Raw genomic sequence first — 20,661 nt, 5'->3', positions numbered from 1 at the left:
TATGAACAAACGCATTGTCATTATCGGCGGCGGCGTGGTCGGTCTGGCCACGGCCTGGGAACTGATCAAGCGCGGCCATCAGGTGCAATTACTGGAGCGCAATGCCGAACCGGGCAGCGCCACCAGTTTTGCCAACGGCGGACAATTAAGTTACCGCTACGTCGCCCCCCTTGCCGACAGCGGCGTTCCCCTGCAGGGAATGAAATGGATGGGCAAAGCCGATTCGCCGCTGAATATGCGTCTCAGGATGTCTCTCCAGCAGTGGCGCTGGCTGCTGCAGTTTCTGCGCGCCTGTAATAACCAGACCAATAAAATGAATGGCGACCATATTTTACGCCTGTCGCTGCTCAGCCGTCAGGTCATGCAGGCGTGGCGGGATGAGGATAATCTTGCCGATTTCCACTGGCAGCGCAGCGGAAAATTAATTATCCATCGTCGCGAATATGATTTTAATAAAGCAGCAAAAGGGATTGATCCTCAGTATCAGCAGGCGCTGAATGCTGAAGCCTGCCTGCAGCTGGAGCCGGCGCTCAAACATATTAGTCCTTCTCTGCAGGGCGGAATCTATTCGCCAGGCGATGAAACGGCAGATTGTCATCAGTTCTGCCTTGCCCTGCTCGACAAGCTCAATGCCAGCAGCGACTTTAGCCTGCTGACCCAGTGTGAGGTGCGGCGACTCCATAAGCGCGGGGGACGCATCAGCAGCCTGGAGACCAGTCAGGGGCCCCTCACCGGCGATGAGTATGTCGTCGCCGCCGGTAACGGCAGTGGTTCTCTGCTTGGGCATCTGGGGGTTCGCGTGCCGCTGTGCGCCCTGAAGGGGTACAGCCTGACCCTGCCCTATCCTGAAAAAGCAGGTATTGCCCCTGACATCAGCGTCACCGACTACGGGCACAAAATCGTTTATGCCCGCCTTGGCCAACAGCTGCGTATCGCGGCGATGGTGGACATCGGCTACGACGGCGACGAACTGCGCGAAAGCCGCATTCAGGCGCTGAAAAACATCGTCGCCCGCAGCTTTCCTGAACTGGAGGGGCTGGACGAGGCCGAAGTCTGGACCGGCATGCGCCCGTCAACGCCAGCCGGCCCGCCGATGCTGGGGCGCGCCGGCTACCCCAACCTGTGGATGAACCTCGGCCAGGGTAGCCTCGGCTTTACTCTCGCCGCCGGCAGCGCGGTGGTGCTGGGCGCGTTAATCGACAATCAGATGCCAGACATTTCTTTAGAAGGTCTCACATGGAAACAAACCGCATGACAATTATTCGCAATAATCCACAACCTCGTCTTGCCGCCAGCGTTGCGTATGGCGATCTGCTGTTCCTCTCCGGGCAGACGCCAAAAAGCAATGAAGACGATATCGTTTTACAAACCCGTGAAGTACTGGAGAAGATCGACGCGCTGCTGGCCGCAGCCGGGAGCGATAAGCAGCACATTCTCTCCGCGCAGATCTGGTTGAAAAATATCGAGCGTGACTTTGCCGCATTCAATGAGGTGTGGGTGCAATGGATGCCGGAAGGCTATAGCCCGGCGCGAGCGGCCGTGCAGGCGGAGATGGCGCGACCAGAAATCCTGGTGGAGATCATGCTCACCGCCGTCAAAGCGTAAAGATGGACAGAAAAGAAAAAGGCCGCAATGCGGCCTTTTTAATTAGTGCAGATTATTTGTCTTTCGGCGACGCGTTTTCGACACGGCTTTTCAGCTTCTGACCGGGTCTGAAGGTCACCACGCGCCGGGCTGTAATGGGAATATCCTCCCCCGTCTTCGGGTTACGTCCCGGGCGTTGGTTTTTATCCCGCAAATCGAAGTTGCCGAACCCGGAGAGTTTGACCTGTTCTCCGTTTTCCAGAGCACGACGGATCTCTTCGAAAAACAACTCGACCAGTTCTTTGGCATCCCGCTTGCTAAGCCCAAGCTTATCAAACAGATATTCTGACATTTCAGCTTTTGTAAGCGCCATAGGTTCAATCCCTCAATGATGCCTGGAATCGCTCTTTTAATGCCTCTACACATCTGGCAACGGTAGCGGCAATCTCCTCTTCTTCGAGTGTACGGCTGGTATCCTGCAGGATCAGGCTAATCGCAAGGCTCTTATACCCTTCCGCCACACCCTTACCACGGTACACGTCAAATAAGTTTACGCCAACTACCTGATTTACGCCAACTTTCTTACATTCGGCTAAAACATCGGCGGCAGCCACGTTTTCCGCGACCAGCACTGCGATGTCGCGACGGTTCGCCGGGAAGCGGGAAATATCGCGCGCCTGAGGCACCACGCGGTCTGCGAGCTTGTTCCACTCCAGTTCGAACACCAGAGTGCGACCGTTCAGATCCAGTTTACGTTCCAGCTCAGGATGAACAACCCCAATGAAACCAATGCGTTCACCTTTAAGATAAATCGCTGCGGATTGTCCCGGATGCAGCGCGGTGGTCGCTTCAGCACGGAATTCGATATCCGCTAATTTTCCGGTTAAATCCAGAACGGCTTCCAGATCGCCTTTCAGATCATAGAAATCGACCGTCTCTTTCGCCAGTGTCCAGTGCTCTTCGTAGCGGTTGCCGCAGATCGCCCCGGCCAGCATCACATCCTGACGAATGCCCAGCGGCGCATTGGTGTCCGGCACAAAGCGCAGGCCGCTCTCAAAGATGCGCACCCGGCTCTGCTGACGGTTCTGGTTGTAGACCACGGTGCCCAGCAGGCCGGTCCACAGCGACAGGCGCATCGCCGACATTTCGCTGGAGATCGGGCTTGGCAGGATCAGCGCCTCTTCCCCGGCGTGGATCAGCTGCTGGACTTTCGGGTCGACGAAGCTGTAGGTGATCACTTCCTGATAGCCTTTGTCGTTCAGCAGCGTTTTCACGCGCTTCAGCGACAGGTCCGCTTCGCGGTGGGTTCCCATGATCAGACCCGCCTGCACCGGCTCGTCAGGAATGTTGTTGTAGCCGTAAACGCGAGCCACTTCTTCAACCAGATCTTCTTCGATCTCCATGTCGAAACGCCAGCTCGGCGCAACCGCCTGCCATTCGCCCTCGCCAACCGTCACTTCGCAGCCGAGGCGCTGCAGAATGTCGGTGACCTGCGCGTCAGCGATATGGTGGCCAATCAGGCGATCCAGCTTGCTGCGACGCAGCGTAATGGTGGCGCGTGTTGGTAGATTCTCTTTGCTGGTAACGTCAATGACCGGGCCGGCTTCACCGCCGCAGAGGTCGATCAGCAGACGGGTGGCACGCTCCAGCGCTTTATACTGCAGGGCCGGATCGACGCCGCGCTCATAGCGGTGAGAGGCATCGGTGTGCAGGCCATGACGGCGCGCGCGGCCGGTAATGGACAGCGGGCTGAAGAACGCGCATTCCAGCAGCACGTTTTGGGTTTCGTCGTTAACGCCGGAGTGTTCCCCGCCGAAGATCCCCCCCATCGCCAGCGCTTTGTTATGGTCTGCAATGACCAGCGTGTCGCTGTCGAGCTTTGCTTCAGAGCCATCGAGCAGGACCAGGGTTTCCCCTTCTTTCGCCATGCGCACCACGATCCCGCCTTCAATACGGTCGCGGTCAAAGGCGTGCATCGGCTGGCCCAGCTCAAGCAGCACATAGTTGGTCACGTCAACCACCGCGTCGATGGAGCGGATCCCGCAGCGGCGCAGCTTCTCTTTCATCCACAGCGGCGTCGGCGCTTTGACGTTGATACCTTTCACCACGCGCCCCAGATAGCGCGGGCAAGCCTGCGGCGCGTCAACCTGAATCGGCAGCACGTCGTCAATCGTCGCGGCAACCGGCGTGATTTCCGGCGCGTTCAGCGGCGCTTTGTTCAGGACAGCGACATCGCGCGCCACGCCAATGATGCCCAGGCAGTCGGCGCGGTTTGGCGTGACGCTGATTTCGATGGTGTTATCGTCAAGCTTGAGGTATTCGCGAATATCGGTGCCGATGGGCGCATCTGCCGGCAGCTCGATGATACCGCTATGGTCGTCGGAAATACCCAGCTCGGAGAAGGAGCACAGCATCCCCTCAGACGGCTCGCCGCGCAGCTTCGCGGCCTTGATTTTGAAATCGCCCGGCAGCACGGCGCCGATGGTGGCTACCGCGACCTTTAGCCCCTGACGGCAGTTTGGTGCGCCGCAGACGATGTCCAGCAGGCGTTCGCCGCCGACGTTGACTTTGGTGACGCGCAGTTTGTCGGCGTTCGGGTGCTGACCGCACTCCACCACTTCCCCGACTACGACGCCGTTGAAGCTGCCGGCGACCGGCTCAACGCCATCTACTTCGAGGCCCGCCATGGTGATCTGATCGGAAAGCGCTTCGCTGTCGATCGCCGGGTTAACCCATTCGCGTAACCACAGTTCACTGAATTTCATTGTTCTGTCCTGCCCTTATTTAAACTGTTTGAGGAAACGCAGATCGTTTTCGAAGAACGCGCGCAGATCGGTGACGCCATAGCGCAGCATGGTCAGACGCTCCATGCCCATGCCGAAGGCGAAGCCGGAGTAGACTTCCGGATCGATACCCACGTTACGCAGCACGTTCGGGTGCACCATCCCGCAGCCCAGCACTTCCAGCCATTTGCCGTTTTTACCCATCACGTCAACTTCCGCAGACGGTTCGGTGAACGGGAAGTAGGACGGACGGAAACGGACCTGCAGATCTTCTTCAAAGAAGTTGTTCAGGAAGTCGTGCAGCGTCCCTTTCAGGTTGGTGAAGCTGATATTTTTATCAACGATCAAACCTTCCATCTGATGGAACATCGGGGTGTGGGTCTGATCGTAGTCGTTACGATAGACGCGGCCCGGCGCGATAATACGGATAGGCGGCTGCTGCTTTTCCATGGTGCGGATCTGCACGCCGGAGGTCTGCGTACGCAGCAGGCGAGTGGCATCGAACCAGAAAGTGTCGTGGTCAGCGCGCGCCGGATGGTGACCCGGAATATTCAGCGCATCGAAGTTGTGGTAATCGTCTTCGATTTCCGGGCCCGTCGCCACGGTAAAGCCGAGCTCACCGAAGAAACTTTCAATACGGTCGATGGTGCGAGTAACCGGATGCAGGCCGCCGTTTTCAATGCGGCGACCCGGCAGCGAGACGTCAATGGTCTCTGCGGCCAGACGCGCATTCAGCGCTGCGCCTTCCAGTTCAGCTTTACGCGCGTTCAGCGCCTGCTGCACCTGCTCTTTCGCCTCGTTGATGACCGCACCGGCTGCCGGACGCTCTTCCGGCGGCAGCTCACGCAGGGTGGTCATTTGCAGGGTCAGATGCCCTTTTTTACCCAGGTATTCCACGCGGACGTTGTCCAGCGCAGCAACATCTGATGCCTCGTTAATGGCTGCCTTGGCACTGGCAACCAGCTCTGCGAGATGTGACATGGTTTTCCTCATTATGTCGGTGCAGACACCGGTTATAGTGAAATTAATATTCCGAATCCATATACGAAAAAAGCCTCCACAGGGGAGGCTTTCTGGCGCTGTTTTCCGTTTCTTCTTTCACGCGCAAGCCCCCTGAGTTCAGGTGCTAAAGTAAAAAAAGAAGCGGAAAATAGCAGCATTCATGCTTGCATTACCTTGTCTGGTAAGAAACGTCAGAGCTGTATTGAAAAGCCTGCGCCGATAAAAGTCAATGTATTGATGGTGTTGAAACGAAAAGAGGGAGACAAGCTCCCTCTTTCAACTGGCTTATGCCAGAGCTGCTTTCGCTTTTTCGACCAGAGCGGTGAACGCTACTTTGTCGAATACAGCGATGTCAGCCAGGATCTTACGGTCGATTTCAACAGAGGCTTTTTTCAGGCCATTGATGAATTTGCTGTAAGAAATACCGTTCTGACGTGCTGCTGCGTTGATACGTGCAATCCACAGTTGACGGAACTGACGTTTACGTTGACGACGGTCACGGTAAGCGTACTGACCAGCTTTGATAACAGCCTGGAAGGCAACGCGGTATACGCGAGAACGCGCACCGTAGTAGCCTTTAGCTTGTTTCAAAATTTTCTTGTGACGTGCACGTGCAATTACACCACGTTTTACGCGAGCCATGTGTGCTCTCCTGTATCTATTCTAAGTTAAAAAAGTTAAACGTTAACGACTTATGCGTACGGCAGGCACGCGATAACCAGGCCCAGATCGCCTTTGGAAACCATGGCTTTCGGACGCAGGTGACGTTTACGCTTGGTAGCTTTTTTAGTCAGAATGTGACGCAGGTTAGCGTGCTTGTGCTTAAAACCACCTTTACCGGTTTTTTTGAAGCGCTTAGCAGCACCGCGTACGGTCTTAATTTTTGGCATTTTAATAACTTCCACTTCGCATTGTTAATAAACGAAACAAAGGCGAACAAAACCAGTGAGCCGAAGCCCACCGGAAATGTTTCTTGATGGCCTTACTGTTTCTTCTTAGGAGCGAGCACCATGATCATCTGGCGGCCTTCGATCTTCGTTGGGAAGGATTCGACTACTGCCAGTTCAACCAGATCGTCTTTCACGCGGTTAAGCACTTCCATACCGATCTGCTGGTGGGCCATCTCACGACCGCGGAAACGCAGCGTGATCTTGGCCTTATCGCCATCTTCGAGAAAGCGAATCAGGCTGCGGAGTTTTACCTGATAGTCACCTTCATCAGTACCAGGGCGGAATTTAATTTCCTTAACCTGGATAACTTTCTGCTTCTTCTTCTGTTCCTTAGAAGACTTACTCTTTTCATAAAGGAACTTGCCGTAGTCCATGATACGACAAACTGGCGGCTCGGCGTTAGGGCTGATTTCAACTAAATCTACTCCAGCCTCTTCAGCCTTTTCGATAGCTTCTCTCAGACTCACAATTCCCAGCTGCTCACCTTCCAGACCTGTTAAGCGAACTTCCTGGGCGCGAATCTCGCCATTAATACGATTCGGACGTGCCGTTTGAACTCGTTTTCCGCCTTTAATACCTTATTCCTCCAGTTGTTGAAGACTGCGGCTGCGAATCTCTTGTTGCAGCTTCTCGATCACTTCATTTACGTCCATGCTGCCGAGGTCTTTCCCGCGACGGGTGCGCACGGCCACTTTGCCGGCTTCGACTTCTTTGTCGCCACAGACCAACATATACGGGACACGACGTAAAGTGTGCTCGCGGATTTTAAAGCCAATCTTCTCATTTCTCAAGTCTGCTTTTACACGAATGCCCGCATTTTGTAGTTTACGCGTCAATTCGTTAACGTATTCAGCCTGAGAATCGGTAATATTCATGACCACTACCTGCACTGGTGCAATCCAGGTTGGGAAGAAGCCTGCGAACTCTTCGGTCAGGATGCCAATGAAGCGCTCCAGAGAACCGAGAATCGCACGGTGAATCATGACCGGCACCTGACGCTCGTTGTTTTCGCCCACATAGGAGGCGCTTAAACGCTGCGGCAGAGAGAAGTCCAGCTGTACGGTACCGCACTGCCATGCACGATCGAGGCAGTCATACAGGGTAAATTCAATTTTCGGGCCGTAGAACGCCCCTTCACCCAGTTGATATTCAAATGGGATGTTATTTTCTTCCAGCGCCACCGCCAGATCCGCTTCCGCGCGATCCCAGGTCTCGTCGCTACCGATACGTTTTTCCGGGCGAGTCGACAGTTTGACGACGATCTTCTCGAAGCCAAAGGTGCTATACATATCGTAGACCATACGAATACAGGCGTTCACTTCATCGCGAACCTGATCTTCAGTACAGAAGATATGCGCATCATCCTGGGTAAAGCCGCGCACGCGCATCAGACCATGCAGCGCGCCAGACGGTTCGTTACGGTGGCAGCTACCGAATTCCGCCATACGCAGCGGCAGGTCGCGGTAGGATTTCAGCCCCTGGTTGAAGATCTGCACGTGACCCGGGCAGTTCATCGGCTTGATACAGTATTCACGGTTCTCAGAAGAGGTGGTGAACATCGCATCTTTGTAGTTGTCCCAGTGGCCGGTTTTTTCCCACAGCACACGGTCCATCATGAACGGACCTTTTACTTCCTGATACTGGTACTCTTTCAGTTTAGAACGAACAAACGTTTCCAGTTCACGGAAGATGGTCCAGCCGTCATTGTGCCAGAACACCATCCCCGGCGCCTCTTCCTGCATGTGATACAGGTCGAGCTGCTTACCGATTTTACGGTGGTCACGCTTGGCGGCTTCTTCCAGACGCTGCAGGTAGGCATTCAGCGCTTTTTTATCTGCCCACGCGGTGCCGTAGATACGCTGCAACATTTTATTGTTGCTGTCGCCGCGCCAGTAGGCTCCGGCGGTTTTCATCAGCTTAAAGTGATGGCAGAAGCGCATGTTCGGTACGTGCGGACCGCGGCACATATCGATATATTCTTCATGATGATACAGGCCAGGCTTGTCATCATGGGCAATGTTTTCATCAAGAATAGAAACTTTATAGCTTTCGCCGCGTTTCACGAAGGTTTCACGCGCTTCATGCCAGCTCACTTTCTTCTTGATAACGTCGTAGTTTTTCTCGGCGAGCTCATGCATACGTTTTTCGAGCGCGTCGATATCTTCCTGGGTCAGGGTGTGGTCGAGGTCTACGTCATAGTAGAAACCATTATCGACAACCGGACCGATAGCCATTTTGGTGTTGGGCCATAGCTGTTTGATGGCATGGCCTAACAGGTGCGCGCAGGAGTGACGAATGATCTCCAGCCCTTCTTCATCTTTCGCGGTGATGATAGAGAGAGTGGAATCGGATTCGATCGGGTCACAGGCGTCTACCAGTTCACCGTTTACCCGCCCGGCAATGGTGGCTTTCGCCAGGCCTGGACCGATATCCAGCGCGACATCCATCGGACTAACTGCGTGGTCAAAATGGCGTTGGCTGCCATCAGGAAGCGTAATTACAGGCATTTTATGTCCTTATTTGCAGTGGTGCCCCGCACGAAAGAGCACATACAAAACTATATAATCATAATTATCATCAGGTTAAGGCGCAGTTCCCGCTTCACTCTGCGAAAATAGGAGCACGACCGGAACGATCGCTCCCCCCTGCAGCCGCCTGCTGATAACACCGGGGAGTAGTTTACACATCATTGGTACGTGATTAAAGCCGCGACAGCATAAATGATGGCGGAATGCGGAGAAAACAAGAGGGCCACGGATAAAAAGCAGAATATAAGCGATGTGGCGCGGTAATATTGGCCAATGGCGCCGGACGATATTATTCGGACATGATAAAAGAGAGGTAGAGATATTACCTGCTGAATGTATACCGCGGGCCATTAAACCGGTACCACTTAACCCGGCTTATTAGACCGCTCGCGAAACGATAGCCTGCAATATTAAGACCACTCGCCGGCCATCAGCGTATGCACATTAAAGGCGTCGTTCATGGATTTTCCGGTGGTAGGGGCGCCGGGCGCAATATTCGAACCAGCCTCAACGTCAGTGGCTTTGGCGATACCTACCTGGGTATGATCCTGATGACCCGATGGCGGAACGGGCGTGGCGGCTGATGCGCCAAAAGAAAGCACGCACAGCGCCAGGGCTGCGATGGTATAACGATTGTTTTTCATGATGTTAATTCTCTTATTACGGAAATCAGACCGGGCAATGTCGCCCTCCGGTCAGTGCTTGTTAGTATAGATCCAGATCACATATTTGTCCGTCGAATATTTAGCTATTTGTGTCAAATAGAATGAATATTTGTCAGGCGCTCGTGAATAATGGAGAAAAAATGGAGGGCTATTTCCTTTTTACAAAAAGTAAAACGAACGGCCAGAAAAAATAATATCACTAATTGCTAAAACCAAAACGAACAGGCCGGGGAAAACCCGGCCTGAAATATTACATCTTATACCCGAGGGAGAGCGAGGTCCGGCGATCGGTATGCTCCGGCGCGGACGCAGGCGGCTCAGAGTTCCAGGTCACGTTGTAGGCGACCTTCAGGGCGAAATGGGCGTTAATCGCCACGTTTAACGCGCTCTCTGAGTTGACCGTGGTGTCCTCGGCGCCGAACACCGATACCCCTTGCGAAAATTTGGCGTTATCGGTCATCTGCCAGGCCCATGTACCCGAAGCATAACCCAGCGGTTGGGTATCAGTATCCCCGTCGGTATATTCGTCATAGCGAACGCCAGGACCGAATTCAAACCGCAGACTGTGCACCGGCCCGTTGAGGATCTGACGACCATAGCCCGCCGTCACAACATCGCGCTGTTGATAGCCGTTGTAGCGGTCAGTTAGCCAGCTACCCTGACCAAAAACATAGTTCATATCGGTCAGGTTGTAGCGGCTACGTCCGCCGACAGCATATTTTTCTGAGGATCGCTCATCATTGGACGACGTGTTGCTGGCGTTGCCCCACAGCGACCAGGCGGTGGTATTACCATACCAGGTCAGGGTGGAATCCGCCGTCATCGAAGAGCTCTTGGTGTTGCCGGACTGCGCCAGGTAGCCTGCGTTAACCACCCCTTCGAACGGTTTTTTGGCAGCGGAAGGGTCATCCATGACGGTAAATACAGAATCATCGGCCATTGCGCCAACAGACGCAAAAAGCCCCCCCGCCAGCATAACCGCTGCGGGTACTGTCTTTAAAAGCTTCATTATAACTCTCTAAAATACATTTTTTTAGGACAGTACAAATGATGAACAGGCATAATCTCGCCGGCTCATTGAATTTAGCGTCCGTACAACATAAAAGAGACCTGAGGGTCCCGGAAACTTTCGCGAGGATCGCGGAGTGCAGGTCCTAAGAAAGGTAGCAAATTATAAAAAAGCACGAATAACATAGCAATCACTTACTCTTTCGTTTTTTGAATAAGACAGCTCCGGAAACAATCTTTATTTCATAATGAAAATAGAGGCATCTTTGCAAAACTGTCAGGAACTGGACTTTCCCTCCCCGAGTCATCGTGCCATGCTTAAATTAACGACAGTCGCCGTATTAAGGAGGAGAAGGAATGACCAAAATTTACACGCTCACGCTGGCCCCCTCGCTGGATAGCGCCACGCAAACCCCACAGATCTACCCGGAAGGCAAACTTCGCTGCAGCGCGCCGGTATTTGAACCTGGCGGCGGCGGGATCAATGTGGCCCGCGCCGTGACCTTTCTCGGCGGCAAAGCCACCGCCATTTTCCCGGTCGGTGGCGCTACCGGCGAGCATCTTGCCGCCCTGCTGGCCGATGAGCAGGTGCCGGTCGAGACAGTCGAAACCCGCGACTGGACGCGGCAAAACCTGCACGTCCACGTGGCCGCCAGCGGCGAACAGTATCGCTTCGTTATGCCCGGCGCGGCACTGACGGACGATGAATTCCGCCGTCTGGAAGAGAAGGTTCTGACTATCGAACCCGGCTCTCTGCTGGTGGTCAGCGGCAGCCTGCCGCCAGGTATTAGCGTCGATAACCTGATGCAGCTGGTGAAAAATGCGCAACAGCAGGGACTGCGCTGCATCATTGACAGTTCCGGCGATGCGCTGGCCGCCGCGCTGGACGTCGGCAATATTGAGCTGGTGAAACCGAACCAGAAAGAGCTTAGCGCCCTCGTGCAGCGCGATCTCAGCCAACCCGATGACGTGCGCCTTGCCGCTCAGTCGTTGATCCAGTCCGGTAAAGTGCGCCGGGTGGTGGTCTCCCTGGGTCCGCAGGGGGCGTTAGGCGTGGACGCCAGCGGCAGCGTTCAGGTTGTGCCGCCACCGATGAAAAGCCAGAGCACCGTCGGGGCTGGCGACAGCATGGTGGGCGCCATGACCTTGCGTCTGGCGGAAAACGCCAGCCTTGAAGACATGGTTCGCTTTGGCGTCGCCGCCGGTAGCGCCGCGACCATCAACCAGGGCACCCGCCTCTGCTCGCGGGCCAATACGCAAAAAATCTATGATTATCTCTGCGGGCGTTGATCTTCCCGGCCCCCTCCGCGCAGGCGGAGGGGAATCACAATATAAGCAGGATGGTCTATGCTGGAAAGGCCATGCATAACAACGGGGTGTAGAGATGAGCAATGAGATTACCGCCTGGGTCGTCAGCGTGACCTTCCATGAACAGGCGCTGACGGAGATCAATGAGGTAAGCAACCATTTTACCCGTGCCGGGTTTGTACTGACGCTCAATGATGAAGAGGGCACGCCCCATGAGCTGGGTACCAACACCTTCGGCCTGCTGAGCGGCCAGACGGCCGAGGAAGTTAAGGCCCTCAGCGCTGGCCTGGCGGAAGCGGCCCTTGGCCGCCCGGCGGAAATCGCTGTGGCCACATTCGCCGAGTGGTTAAAAGCTCAATAAGTGCGTTTTAGCGCAACGGAAAGCGTCAGTTGTGCGTCAGTTCCAGGTTTACCCGGTAGTAATGCGCTAACCTTATGATATGGTGGAAAACATGGGGAGAGACAGCATGTGGCAAGCAATCAGTACTCTTTTACGCGATTGGCATACCGAAGACGCTGAAATCGAACTGAAAACCGAGCTGCCCGGTGGAGAGATCCATTCCGCCTGGCATTTACGCTTCGGCGGGAAAGATTACTTCGTGAAATGCGACGAACGGGAACTTCTGCCTATCTTCACCGCCGAGTCCGATCAGCTGGAGCTGCTGTCGCGAAGCAAAACCGTTCGCGTACCGCAGGTCTTTGCCGTCGGCAGCGATCGCGACTATAGCTTCGTGGTCATGGAGTACCTCCCTCCCCGTCCGCTGGATGCGCACAATGCGTTTCTGCTTGGCCAGCAGCTAGCCCACCTCCATCAGTGGAGCGATCAGCCGCAGTTCGGTCTGGATTTTGATAACGATCTTTCCACCACGCCGCAGCCCAACGCCTGGCAGCGTCGCTGGTCGGTTTTTTTTGCCGAGCAGCGTATCGGCTGGCAGCTGGAGCTCGCGGCGGAGAAGGGATTGCACTTTGGCGATATCGATACCTTAGTCGATATGGTACAGCAGCGACTGGCCAACCATCAGCCGCAGCCTTCGCTGCTGCACGGGGATCTGTGGTCCGGCAACTGCGCCTTAGGGCCGGATGGCCCCTATATATTCGATCCCGCCTGCTACTGGGGCGACCGCGAGTGCGATTTAGCCATGCTGCCGATGCATCCGGAACAGCCCCCGCAAATCTATGACGGCTATCAGTCCGTTTCGCCTCTGCCGTCGGGTTTTCTCGATCGTCAGCCGATTTATCAGCTTTATACTCTGCTGAACAGAGCGATTTTGTTTGGCGGCCAGCACCTGGTAACGGCCCAGCAGGCGCTGGATGATGTATTGATGGAGAAAATGCGTTAAACAAGCTTCACGGCGGACCTTGCCGGTCCGCCGCAGCGTTTTATCAGTTAATCTCGACGCCGTTCAGGCGGAATTTGATGGTCATCGTTACGCCGGTACCCGGTCTTCCCTGCTGATAACGCCATCTGCGCATCGCGCTTTTCACCTCGCGTTCGAACATATTCGCCGGCTGAGCAGAGAGGATCTGCAGATTATCAATGCGGCCATCAGGCGAAACGTCAAACTTCACCCGTACCGTACCTTCTATGCGCAGCGCCTGAGCGCGCGCCGGATAGGACGGCTGAACGCGGCTGATCGCCCGCGGGCCGCTTGGAGCAGTAACGGTGGGTTTAGCCGCTGCTGTCGAGGTGCTTGGCGCTGTACGCGCCGGCGCCGTATTGTTGTTTTCAAACGGCGAGGCCGGACGCGGCTCTGCAGCCGGCTTCACTTCCCGCTTCGGCTGTTCAACCTTTTTCTCCGGCTTAGGCTTGGGTTTAGGTTTGGGCTTCGGCTTAGGTTCCGGTTTATGGATCACCACCGGCGCCTCTTTCGGCGGTTCAGGCACTACCTCTGGCTCCGGCTCAGGTTCGGGTTCAACAACGGGCTCCACGACAGGCTGCGCCGCCGGAGGCGGCTCAAGATCGGCCGGCGCCACCATTGTGATCTCTATCGGCTGCGTCGGAGAAGGCTGTTCAATAACCTGATGTACCGAGGTATAAAGCAGCCCCGCCACAACGGCACCGTGGATAGCCACGGACAGCAGCGTTGGCCACGGAAAGCGGCGAGGTAAATCAAGGGTCATTGTATTTGAGCTATTCGGCGAGGTAGCATAAGCCATAGTTTTTCAAGGTTCTTTGCTAATTGATAATCATTTACGTCGAGTCTATCACTATGCGTCAAGTAATTACATACCTTCGTTTCAGCAGTAAGCCACAAGAACGTGGTGACTCAATACGCCGCCAGAAAGGTCTATTTGAGAGATGGCTGAAAGATAACCCTGATGCAAAAGTTGTCGATGAATTCTCAGATGAAGGTGCATCGGCATATCACGGTCACCATCTGAAAGGCGATTTTGGACGAATGCTTCAAAACATACAGGATGGTAAGTACCTGTCAGGGCAAACTGTCTTACTTGTCGAATCAGAAACCCGTCTTAACCGACAGAAAGCACGTAATACCGAAAACCTTGTAGACCTCATTACGGGTAAAGGTGTTGATGTGATTTGTCTCGAATCAGGCAAAATCTACACCAGCACCAATATTGATGACCTTGATACATCTATTCAGTTGAAGATAGCCGCACACATCGCACATCAGCAATCAAAAGAGAAATCAATCAAGGTAAGTGCTGCATGGGAGCATAGAGCACAGCTTGCATTAGAAGGCAAACAGCAACTGACTAAAAATGTCCCAGGCTGGATAGACCCTGATACTCGTAAACTTAACGAGCACTCATCAACCGTTGTGACAATTTTCGATTTGCTCCTTTCTGGTGAATCTCTTCACAACATTGCTCGTTACCTTCAGGCAAACAACATTAAGTCATTCTCTCGACGTGAAAAAGCGAATGGCTTTAGTGTTCACTCTGTCCGTACTATCTTACGCTCTGAGTCAACCGTTGGAACACTGGCAGCATCCAAGCGTAATGACCGCCCCGCTATCCCCAACTACTATGAACCAGCGATTGATGTTGCCACCTTTAATAAGGCTCAGGAGATTCTGTCAAAAAATCGTGTTGGCAGAGCGCCAGCCAGTGACAATCCAATTACTATCAATCTGTTTAAGGGAATCATTCGCTGTCAATGCGGTGCCTCAGTACATCCCACAGGTGTCAAGGCAACCTATCAAGGTGTTTACCGTTGTAACAATGTCCCTGATGGACGTTGCAATGTTCCTACCATTAAACGTAAACCCTTTGATAAATGGATGCTTGATAACATCGTTGGCTTCCTTGAGAGGGATGATGGTAACAACACTGACAAACGAAAAGCTGAGATTGAGTATCAAATTTCGTTGGTAACCAGCAAGTTAAAAAAGGCAACCACCCTGCTTCTCGAACTGGATGATGTTACAGAGCTTAAAGAACAGGTCAAAGAACTGAACATTCAACGCAGTAACTTGCAAAGTGAATTAGACGAACTCAATCAGCGTGAAACATTGAGTGATAAGCCGTTGCATCACCTGTCGGAGATTGACTTGACGACCAAAGCAGGAAGAGTAGAAGCACAACTCATACTGTCAAAATTCGTACAATCCATCGAGCTGCAACGTGAAATGATAATAATCACGCTTCGAAACGGTACTGTAATTGGAAAATCAAGAGACTTATCTCCTGTGTTATCACGGGATTTAATGAAGCAAGTTGTATCATCCCCGTCACCTACAGACATCGACATGTTCAGCGTCATTACATCTGATGAAGAGTTCAGGAAGCCTGGTAAGTAGGTTACAAAACGTTCTTAGCAAGAGATTTTACGCTATGACCTGACGGCTTCCCTTTTTCATCTTTGAAAAGTGCATAAATAAACACCACAACCCTGATAATACTGCAAAAACCGCATAAATAATCACTTTATTAACAGGGTTTATCAGTGTATCAAGGCATCTGAATTTTCACCATCAGCCCAGTGATACCAACGGTTGAGGGCGTTTTACTGTTTCACGTAAGGCTACAGGACTGATTCTGTTAGTTTACTCACTGATGCTCAGAGGATGTCACTAAAAATCGGCTGACACTATGTATTTACAAACAGAAAACATTTTATAATGTTTCGGATTATTACTATTGCGAAGGAATTGTGCATGGCAAGTTACGTTGATTCAAACTTATCCAAAGGTGAAGAGGTTATCGTGAGGGCACATGTCTCATGGTTATCATTCCTTATCACTATTATTGTTTCGCTGTTCTTTCTTTTCATTGCTTTTGGTGGATTCATGGCATCGGCAGCAGCGAAAGAAGGGGAAGCTCATCCAAATAGCGTAGGCTGGGTCTTTCTGTTTCTGGGGCTGTTTATGCTGCTTAATGTTGTTGTTAAGGTTGCAACAACGGAACTCGCGCTGACCAACAAACGTATCATTGCAAAATTCGGTTTTATTCGTCGCTCAACCATCGAGTTGCGCCTTGAAAAGGTTGAAAGTATCAGTATCAATCAAGGGCTTTTAGGGCGCTTGCTGGGTTACGGTACGGTTGTTGTAAAAGGAACTGGCGGTACAGGTACGCCGATTCCATCAATTAAGAAACCTCTTGATTTCCGCAGAATTGTTAACAATTTCTTAGAAGAAAAAGAAACCTCGGCTTAATAAATTTTTCTGGGGCTTCCTCTTTAGGTTGCCCCTCAATCTCCGCTTACCCCTTCTTTTTTCTCCTGTCATTTTTTTGGTCTGGTTAAGGTATACCTCAAGAGGCACCGATTTAGTGAACCAGTTCACCTCAAAAATGATTTATTGAACCATGCAAAACAGACTGATATAATTGAACCATCTTAAACAGACTGCTACGGCTAACTATCATGACTTCACGTGTCTACGCTTACCTCAGAGCTTCCACCACTCAGCAAGACGCAACACGCGCCAAAGGTCAGTTGGATGAATTCGCTACAGCCAACGGTATGACTATTTCAAGCTACTTCGCAGAGAATGAATCAGGTGCATCTCTAAAGCGTCCTGAGTTGTTCAGATTACTTGAGATTGCACAGAAGGGAGATGTTCTCTTAGTCGAGCAGGTAGACCGCCTGTCACGTTTGAGCGGTGAAGACTGGAACAAGTTACGGTCACTGATTAATGAGAAAGGTGTGAGAGTGGTTGCCTTAGACCTGCCAACAAGCCACCAGCTTATTCAGTCAGGAGATGAGTTCACCAGCAGGATGCTTGAGGCGTTGAACGGGATGATGCTGGACATGCTCGCCGCTATTGCCAGAAAGGATTACACAGACCGTAAGAGAAGACAGGCTCAGGGTATTGTAAAGGCTAAATCAGACGGTAAGTACAAAGGCCGTCCAGAGGACACACAGCGCAATGAGAGAATAGCCAAGCTGTTACAGGCTGGTATGTCCTACAGTGACGTAATGGAAACAGTGGCTTGTTCGCGGGCAACTGTGGCAAAGGTCAGTAAGAGCCTCAAAGAATTAGCTTAATTTAACTGGTGAAGACTCACGCCCTGCTTGCGTGGGGCTTTCTGATTGATTTCATTAGAGATATGTTGAGGAATTGCTTGTTAACCGCTACTTTCTCAGGTTCGCCTTCTAAGCAGGTATTCATCTGCTCATCAAATCTTCCAGACCCTCATAGATATGTTCCATAGTGTATGAATATTGGACTATCAAACGACCTTACCCAATTTTGGGAAAAATAAGATTAATGCCATTCGAGATGGATTCATAGTCTGCCATGATTCATTCATGCAGATGGCAAAACAGATATTGTTGTATCACTGGTTTTTTGGTCGATTTATATGTGAAAAGGAAGAGTAACATGAACAAAGTTAAAGCTGTTGTTTTCGGAGTTATGATGTCTGCTGCTATAACAGCCAATGCTGCAAATGAAACCACTACTGTAACAGGTGAAGTCGGTAAAGATGTCAAACTATCCCTTGAGTCCAATCCGACTACGGGTTACGGCTGGATGATTAAAGACCTTCCTGACGGATTGATTTTCGTTTCTGGAGGATATGAGCAGTCAAAAGACTGTCCGAAAGGTGCCGTAGGGTGCGGTGGTGAAGAAGTGCTTCACTTCATTGGTGAAAAGAAAGGGGAAAGCACACTAAAACTCATTTACGGTCAGTCATTTAACAAATCAAGCTGGCAGGAAAAAGAAGTTAAAGTTGTGATTAAGTAATCTTGCCCTCCCTCTTTGTTTTCACAGGGAGGGATGTATCATCTACTCACAGCCTAATACCTTTGAAAAATACCGCTGCAATTGTATAGGCAGAGCTAAAAGGTTTAATGTCTGGATCCGGCTTATGCTTACCGTTATCCCTGTACCATTGTTTCTGGCATTCAACACAAGCCATGCGAAAGTTGAAAGGATAATTTCCTTGATTGGTGATTCGGGAATTTAACTTTCTGTTAAGTGTTATTGATATTCTTTGTAAGTGAATCAATCAAATTTTCATGGCTTTTTGCGTTAGCCATGTTTATTGAAGTGAAACAAAAAGACTCAATCAGTTAACTTAACAGATAACTCTATTTATATCATATTTTCATCAATTTTTCTTAACAAAAAGTGCTAAATATGCATTTCCGCCATCACGCCATCCCGCCAATAATAACCATTCATCAATTTCTGTAATAACAAAATACCACTGGACAAAAACACAGTTCCGTATGATAATAATACAGTAATACTCATTTATCAAAATCGGTCAACAGGGTCTTAGATAGATGAGAATAGCTGGAAGGTCACTTTCTCAGGTTTTATTATGGGGGGTGACCTTTCCTGTTTAAGGGTTATTAATATGAATGAAAAAGAAATACTTTATCGTTGTAACTGAAAAGACACATCGGTTCTACATGCAATATAAGAGCCTTTCCGAATTAACAGGAATTACACCTCCCTCTGATTACACCCCGCCTCGTATGATGACTAAAACCAGACGGTACGAAATCATTAAGGCTATCTGTCAGAAACTGAAACCCCTTGACAGAATTTAACAACATGTTAACATTTTTATATTGGATTGATTTCCTAACAAATTAATGGCTTTCCTGTGGCATCCCTTCCTCGGGGACAGGTTAGCCAACCCCCTTACACATTCCAGATGACACTACACGGGTTACGTAAAAGACGGCCTGTGTGGTGTATTTTTGTATCTGAATTTCACGAGAGCGTTAATAATGAATAGTCCTACACAGAAACGAATTGAAATCGAATCACATTTCATCCCCAAAATTAAAGCCGCACTGGAAAATATCGAAGATGCAAAGGATATTTACAACGCAGACAGCCTGAATAAAGATACTCTTATTGCTATCAAGACTAAGCAACTAATGTCTCAGCCAGTCGAAGATTATGGATTCAGAATCCGACAGGTTACACACCCGGCGATGGTACAGACCATTATTCAGAAAATGATGAATGAGGGTTATATTGTGTATGAAATGGGAGCTGGATTTATCAAGTTTGTACCCTTACAGCAGTCACCAAAACATAACCCGCTTGCTGAGATTGAAAAGGCATGTAAGAAAGCCGCTGAGAAATTTGTTGATGCAGGAATCACTGAGAGAGCAAATAAGGTAAATAAGGCCATCCATGCTCACAACGTATTGGTGAAACAGGCTGAAGAAGCGTTATCGGGAATTAAACCGCTTGAATCGTATCTATCTGTGATTGTCGCTGATGAGGTGGGTAATGACTAACAAAGTCACTGAGGCCGCTTACAAGGCTCAGATTGCCACTTTACAGGCTCAGTTAATGCAACGCCATACAGTGACTGCCATCGACGCCGTACAGCCTTTCTGTGAAGCTATAGGTATCAATCCCGCTGATTACGTTAAGGCCACCAGCGCTATGAGTAACCAGCATAAAGCGTTCTGTGACGGGATTCTGAAAGCGGCTTCTTCAAAGGTCACCCGCTTGCAGCGTGATGCAACTGTACGAATCCTCGAAGCACAGACAAAGCGAAACAAAGCTATAGCGGCAGCCTCAGAAGCGGCTGAAGTTGCTCAGTCGATGGAGGGCTGTAAATGAATCAACTCTTCAATGAATATGGTCAGCAAGTACGAGCAAACATAGCTCTGAACCTTCACCCTTTTTATTTGGGGAAACTGGAAAGGCTGGCAAGCCGAATCGGTAGCGGGATTAAGTCAGAAGAACAGCGTCTAATACTGGCAATTGGTGAAATGCTACGAAACGTGGAGACTGAACAATGAACCTTTACGCATTCAACCCACTGAAACAAAATGATAAGCAAGAGGTGATTACCCCCGTAGCCTTTAATTTGGTCTTATCGCTACCTGAACAGCTACTGAAAAGGCTGGATAAGGTCGGCTATGAACTGGTTAAGCGTTACGGTATTGCAGGGTGTAGTGATAAGCAGCGACATCACATCGCTATAGTCCATTTGCTCAAAAAACATACATTGCGATTGCGATGATAGCTTGTACCTTAAATAATCAGGCACTGTGTACCGTCAGGGTTTAGAAGCAAGACATCCCCCCTCACCTCCATAGACGAAATGCAAATTTCACTGAAATCAAAATCTCCCAGCTTTCTCAGATGATTTTGGACTTTGACTCTTGCCCCCTGCGGGCTATCCGCATGAACCAGAAACTTATAGATAACGCTGCTTTTTGACGTCAACTGAACCCGCGAATCATAAGAGGACATATGTAATCTCCTGAATGCTACTTGCTTTATCACGATTCACTGTACATAAAACCAGCATGGCAATCAATTGGCAATGTGAGATGAGAAGGGACTTAAAGGAGGCTTGCAAGTCAAATGAACGCCAGATAACCTAAAACCCGAATAGCCTATATTCAAGGGTCATTGCGCTCATAGTCGTTTCTGTTGAAAAA

At 50.9% G+C, this 20,661-nt stretch carries 23 protein-coding genes and 1 other annotated feature; of the genes, 12 read left to right on the top strand and 11 right to left on the bottom strand.

All coding sequences use genetic code 11. The annotated features are described in order from the left end of the window. Nucleotide 1: 1 nt before the first annotated feature. The gene (locus AB1E37_RS09970; protein WP_029884135.1) at nt 2–1,255 is read left to right on the top strand and encodes a D-amino acid dehydrogenase; all 1,254 of its coding nucleotides are present in this window, start codon (nt 2–4) and stop codon (nt 1,253–1,255) included. Continuing rightward, nucleotides 1,252–1,605 (top strand): RidA family protein, encoded by a 354-nt coding sequence (locus AB1E37_RS09965; RefSeq protein ID WP_002909094.1) that lies wholly within the window; start codon nt 1,252–1,254, stop codon nt 1,603–1,605. The genes AB1E37_RS09970 and AB1E37_RS09965 overlap by 4 nt, the downstream gene beginning before the upstream one ends. 52 nt (nt 1,606–1,657) lie before the next feature. Here the strand turns inward: AB1E37_RS09965 and ihfA are convergent, their stop codons facing one another. From ihfA to AB1E37_RS09915, 10 genes are all read right to left on the bottom strand, one after another. Next, complete coding sequence (gene ihfA, locus AB1E37_RS09960; RefSeq protein ID WP_002909098.1) at nt 1,658–1,957, bottom strand: integration host factor subunit alpha; 300 nt, start codon at nt 1,955–1,957, stop codon at nt 1,658–1,660. 4 nt (nt 1,958–1,961) lie between these two features. Further along, complete coding sequence (gene pheT / locus AB1E37_RS09955; RefSeq protein ID WP_002909101.1) at nt 1,962–4,349, bottom strand: phenylalanine--tRNA ligase subunit beta; 2,388 nt, start codon at nt 4,347–4,349, stop codon at nt 1,962–1,964. Nucleotides 4,350–4,364: 15 nt separating this feature from the next. Then, complete coding sequence (gene pheS / locus AB1E37_RS09950) at nt 4,365–5,348, bottom strand: phenylalanine--tRNA ligase subunit alpha (protein ID WP_004184569.1); 984 nt, start codon at nt 5,346–5,348, stop codon at nt 4,365–4,367. A gap of 63 nt (nt 5,349–5,411) precedes the next feature. Next, nucleotides 5,412–5,536: a sequence feature (Phe leader region), on the bottom strand. Continuing rightward, nucleotides 5,487–5,531 (bottom strand): pheST operon leader peptide PheM, encoded by a 45-nt coding sequence (gene pheM / locus AB1E37_RS09945; protein ID WP_001386830.1) that lies wholly within the window; start codon nt 5,529–5,531, stop codon nt 5,487–5,489. It overlaps the preceding feature by 45 nt. 118 nt (nt 5,537–5,654) lie before the next feature. Beyond that, a complete protein-coding gene (rplT, locus tag AB1E37_RS09940) occupies nt 5,655–6,011 on the bottom strand; it encodes a 50S ribosomal protein L20 (protein ID WP_000124850.1) in 357 nt (118 codons plus the stop codon). 50 nt (nt 6,012–6,061) lie between these two features. Further along, nucleotides 6,062–6,259 (bottom strand): 50S ribosomal protein L35, encoded by a 198-nt coding sequence (gene rpmI, locus AB1E37_RS09935; RefSeq protein WP_001124225.1) that lies wholly within the window; start codon nt 6,257–6,259, stop codon nt 6,062–6,064. 92 nt (nt 6,260–6,351) lie between these two features. Further along, nucleotides 6,352–6,894 carry a translation initiation factor IF-3 gene (gene infC, locus AB1E37_RS09930; RefSeq protein WP_004189469.1) on the bottom strand — a complete coding sequence of 181 codons (543 nt, stop codon included), beginning with the start codon at nt 6,892–6,894 and terminating at the stop codon, nt 6,352–6,354. Nucleotides 6,895–6,897: 3 nt separating this feature from the next. Next, nucleotides 6,898–8,826 (bottom strand): threonine--tRNA ligase, encoded by a 1,929-nt coding sequence (thrS, locus tag AB1E37_RS09925; RefSeq protein ID WP_002910026.1) that lies wholly within the window; start codon nt 8,824–8,826, stop codon nt 6,898–6,900. Between the two features lie 431 nt (nt 8,827–9,257). After that, on the bottom strand, nt 9,258–9,491 hold the full coding sequence (locus tag AB1E37_RS09920; RefSeq protein ID WP_015958606.1) for a hypothetical protein: 234 nt from the start codon (nt 9,489–9,491) through the stop codon (nt 9,258–9,260). A gap of 271 nt (nt 9,492–9,762) precedes the next feature. Then, entirely contained in the window at nt 9,763–10,521 is a 759-nt protein-coding gene (locus AB1E37_RS09915; RefSeq protein ID WP_002910030.1) for a YdiY family protein, read from the bottom strand. A gap of 356 nt (nt 10,522–10,877) precedes the next feature. On the opposite strand from AB1E37_RS09915, the gene pfkB reads away from it, so the two are divergent. The 3 genes from pfkB (at nt 10,878) to AB1E37_RS09900 (ending at nt 13,168) form a co-directional block, all read left to right on the top strand. Continuing rightward, nucleotides 10,878–11,810 carry a 6-phosphofructokinase II gene (gene pfkB / locus AB1E37_RS09910; protein WP_004145382.1) on the top strand — a complete coding sequence of 311 codons (933 nt, stop codon included), beginning with the start codon at nt 10,878–10,880 and terminating at the stop codon, nt 11,808–11,810. 94 nt (nt 11,811–11,904) lie between these two features. Beyond that, nucleotides 11,905–12,189, top strand: coding sequence for a type V toxin-antitoxin system endoribonuclease antitoxin GhoS (ghoS, locus tag AB1E37_RS09905; RefSeq protein ID WP_002910033.1), 285 nt, complete (start codon nt 11,905–11,907; stop codon nt 12,187–12,189). A gap of 106 nt (nt 12,190–12,295) precedes the next feature. Continuing rightward, a complete protein-coding gene (locus tag AB1E37_RS09900; protein ID WP_002910036.1) occupies nt 12,296–13,168 on the top strand; it encodes a fructosamine kinase family protein in 873 nt (290 codons plus the stop codon). A 43-nt stretch (nt 13,169–13,211) separates the two neighbouring features. Here the strand turns inward: AB1E37_RS09900 and tonB are convergent, their stop codons facing one another. Further along, nucleotides 13,212–13,949, bottom strand: coding sequence for a TonB system transport protein TonB (gene tonB / locus AB1E37_RS09895; protein WP_004891169.1), 738 nt, complete (start codon nt 13,947–13,949; stop codon nt 13,212–13,214). Between the two features lie 89 nt (nt 13,950–14,038). On the opposite strand from tonB, the gene AB1E37_RS09890 reads away from it, so the two are divergent. The 7 genes from AB1E37_RS09890 to AB1E37_RS09860 all read left to right on the top strand — a co-directional run bounded on the left by AB1E37_RS09890 (nt 14,039) and on the right by AB1E37_RS09860 (nt 20,013). Continuing rightward, a complete protein-coding gene (locus AB1E37_RS09890; protein WP_117116834.1) occupies nt 14,039–15,592 on the top strand; it encodes a recombinase family protein in 1,554 nt (517 codons plus the stop codon). A 357-nt stretch (nt 15,593–15,949) separates the two neighbouring features. Continuing rightward, nucleotides 15,950–16,447, top strand: a complete 498-nt coding sequence (locus AB1E37_RS09885; RefSeq protein ID WP_004898926.1) for a PH domain-containing protein — start codon at nt 15,950–15,952, stop codon at nt 16,445–16,447. 209 nt (nt 16,448–16,656) lie between these two features. Beyond that, complete coding sequence (locus AB1E37_RS09880) at nt 16,657–17,280, top strand: recombinase family protein (protein WP_004898927.1); 624 nt, start codon at nt 16,657–16,659, stop codon at nt 17,278–17,280. 337 nt (nt 17,281–17,617) lie between these two features. Next, nucleotides 17,618–17,980, top strand: a complete 363-nt coding sequence (locus tag AB1E37_RS09875; RefSeq protein WP_012967828.1) for a protease inhibitor I42 family protein — start codon at nt 17,618–17,620, stop codon at nt 17,978–17,980. 998 nt (nt 17,981–18,978) lie between these two features. Continuing rightward, the gene (locus AB1E37_RS09870; protein WP_004898933.1) at nt 18,979–19,500 is read left to right on the top strand and encodes a hypothetical protein; all 522 of its coding nucleotides are present in this window, start codon (nt 18,979–18,981) and stop codon (nt 19,498–19,500) included. Next, nucleotides 19,493–19,831, top strand: a complete 339-nt coding sequence (locus AB1E37_RS09865; protein ID WP_004898935.1) for a hypothetical protein — start codon at nt 19,493–19,495, stop codon at nt 19,829–19,831. Before AB1E37_RS09870 ends, AB1E37_RS09865 begins: the two co-directional genes overlap by 8 nt. After that, nucleotides 19,828–20,013, top strand: a complete 186-nt coding sequence (locus AB1E37_RS09860) for a hypothetical protein (protein ID WP_004898938.1) — start codon at nt 19,828–19,830, stop codon at nt 20,011–20,013. The genes AB1E37_RS09865 and AB1E37_RS09860 overlap by 4 nt, the downstream gene beginning before the upstream one ends. Nucleotides 20,014–20,661 lie beyond the last annotated feature (648 nt).

Origin of the sequence: Klebsiella sp. Shm-1 (assembly GCF_040804525.1) — a bacterium.
Taxonomy (GTDB): domain Bacteria; phylum Pseudomonadota; class Gammaproteobacteria; order Enterobacterales; family Enterobacteriaceae; genus Klebsiella; species Klebsiella pneumoniae.
This window is presented reverse-complemented; position numbering and strand designations above follow the sequence as displayed.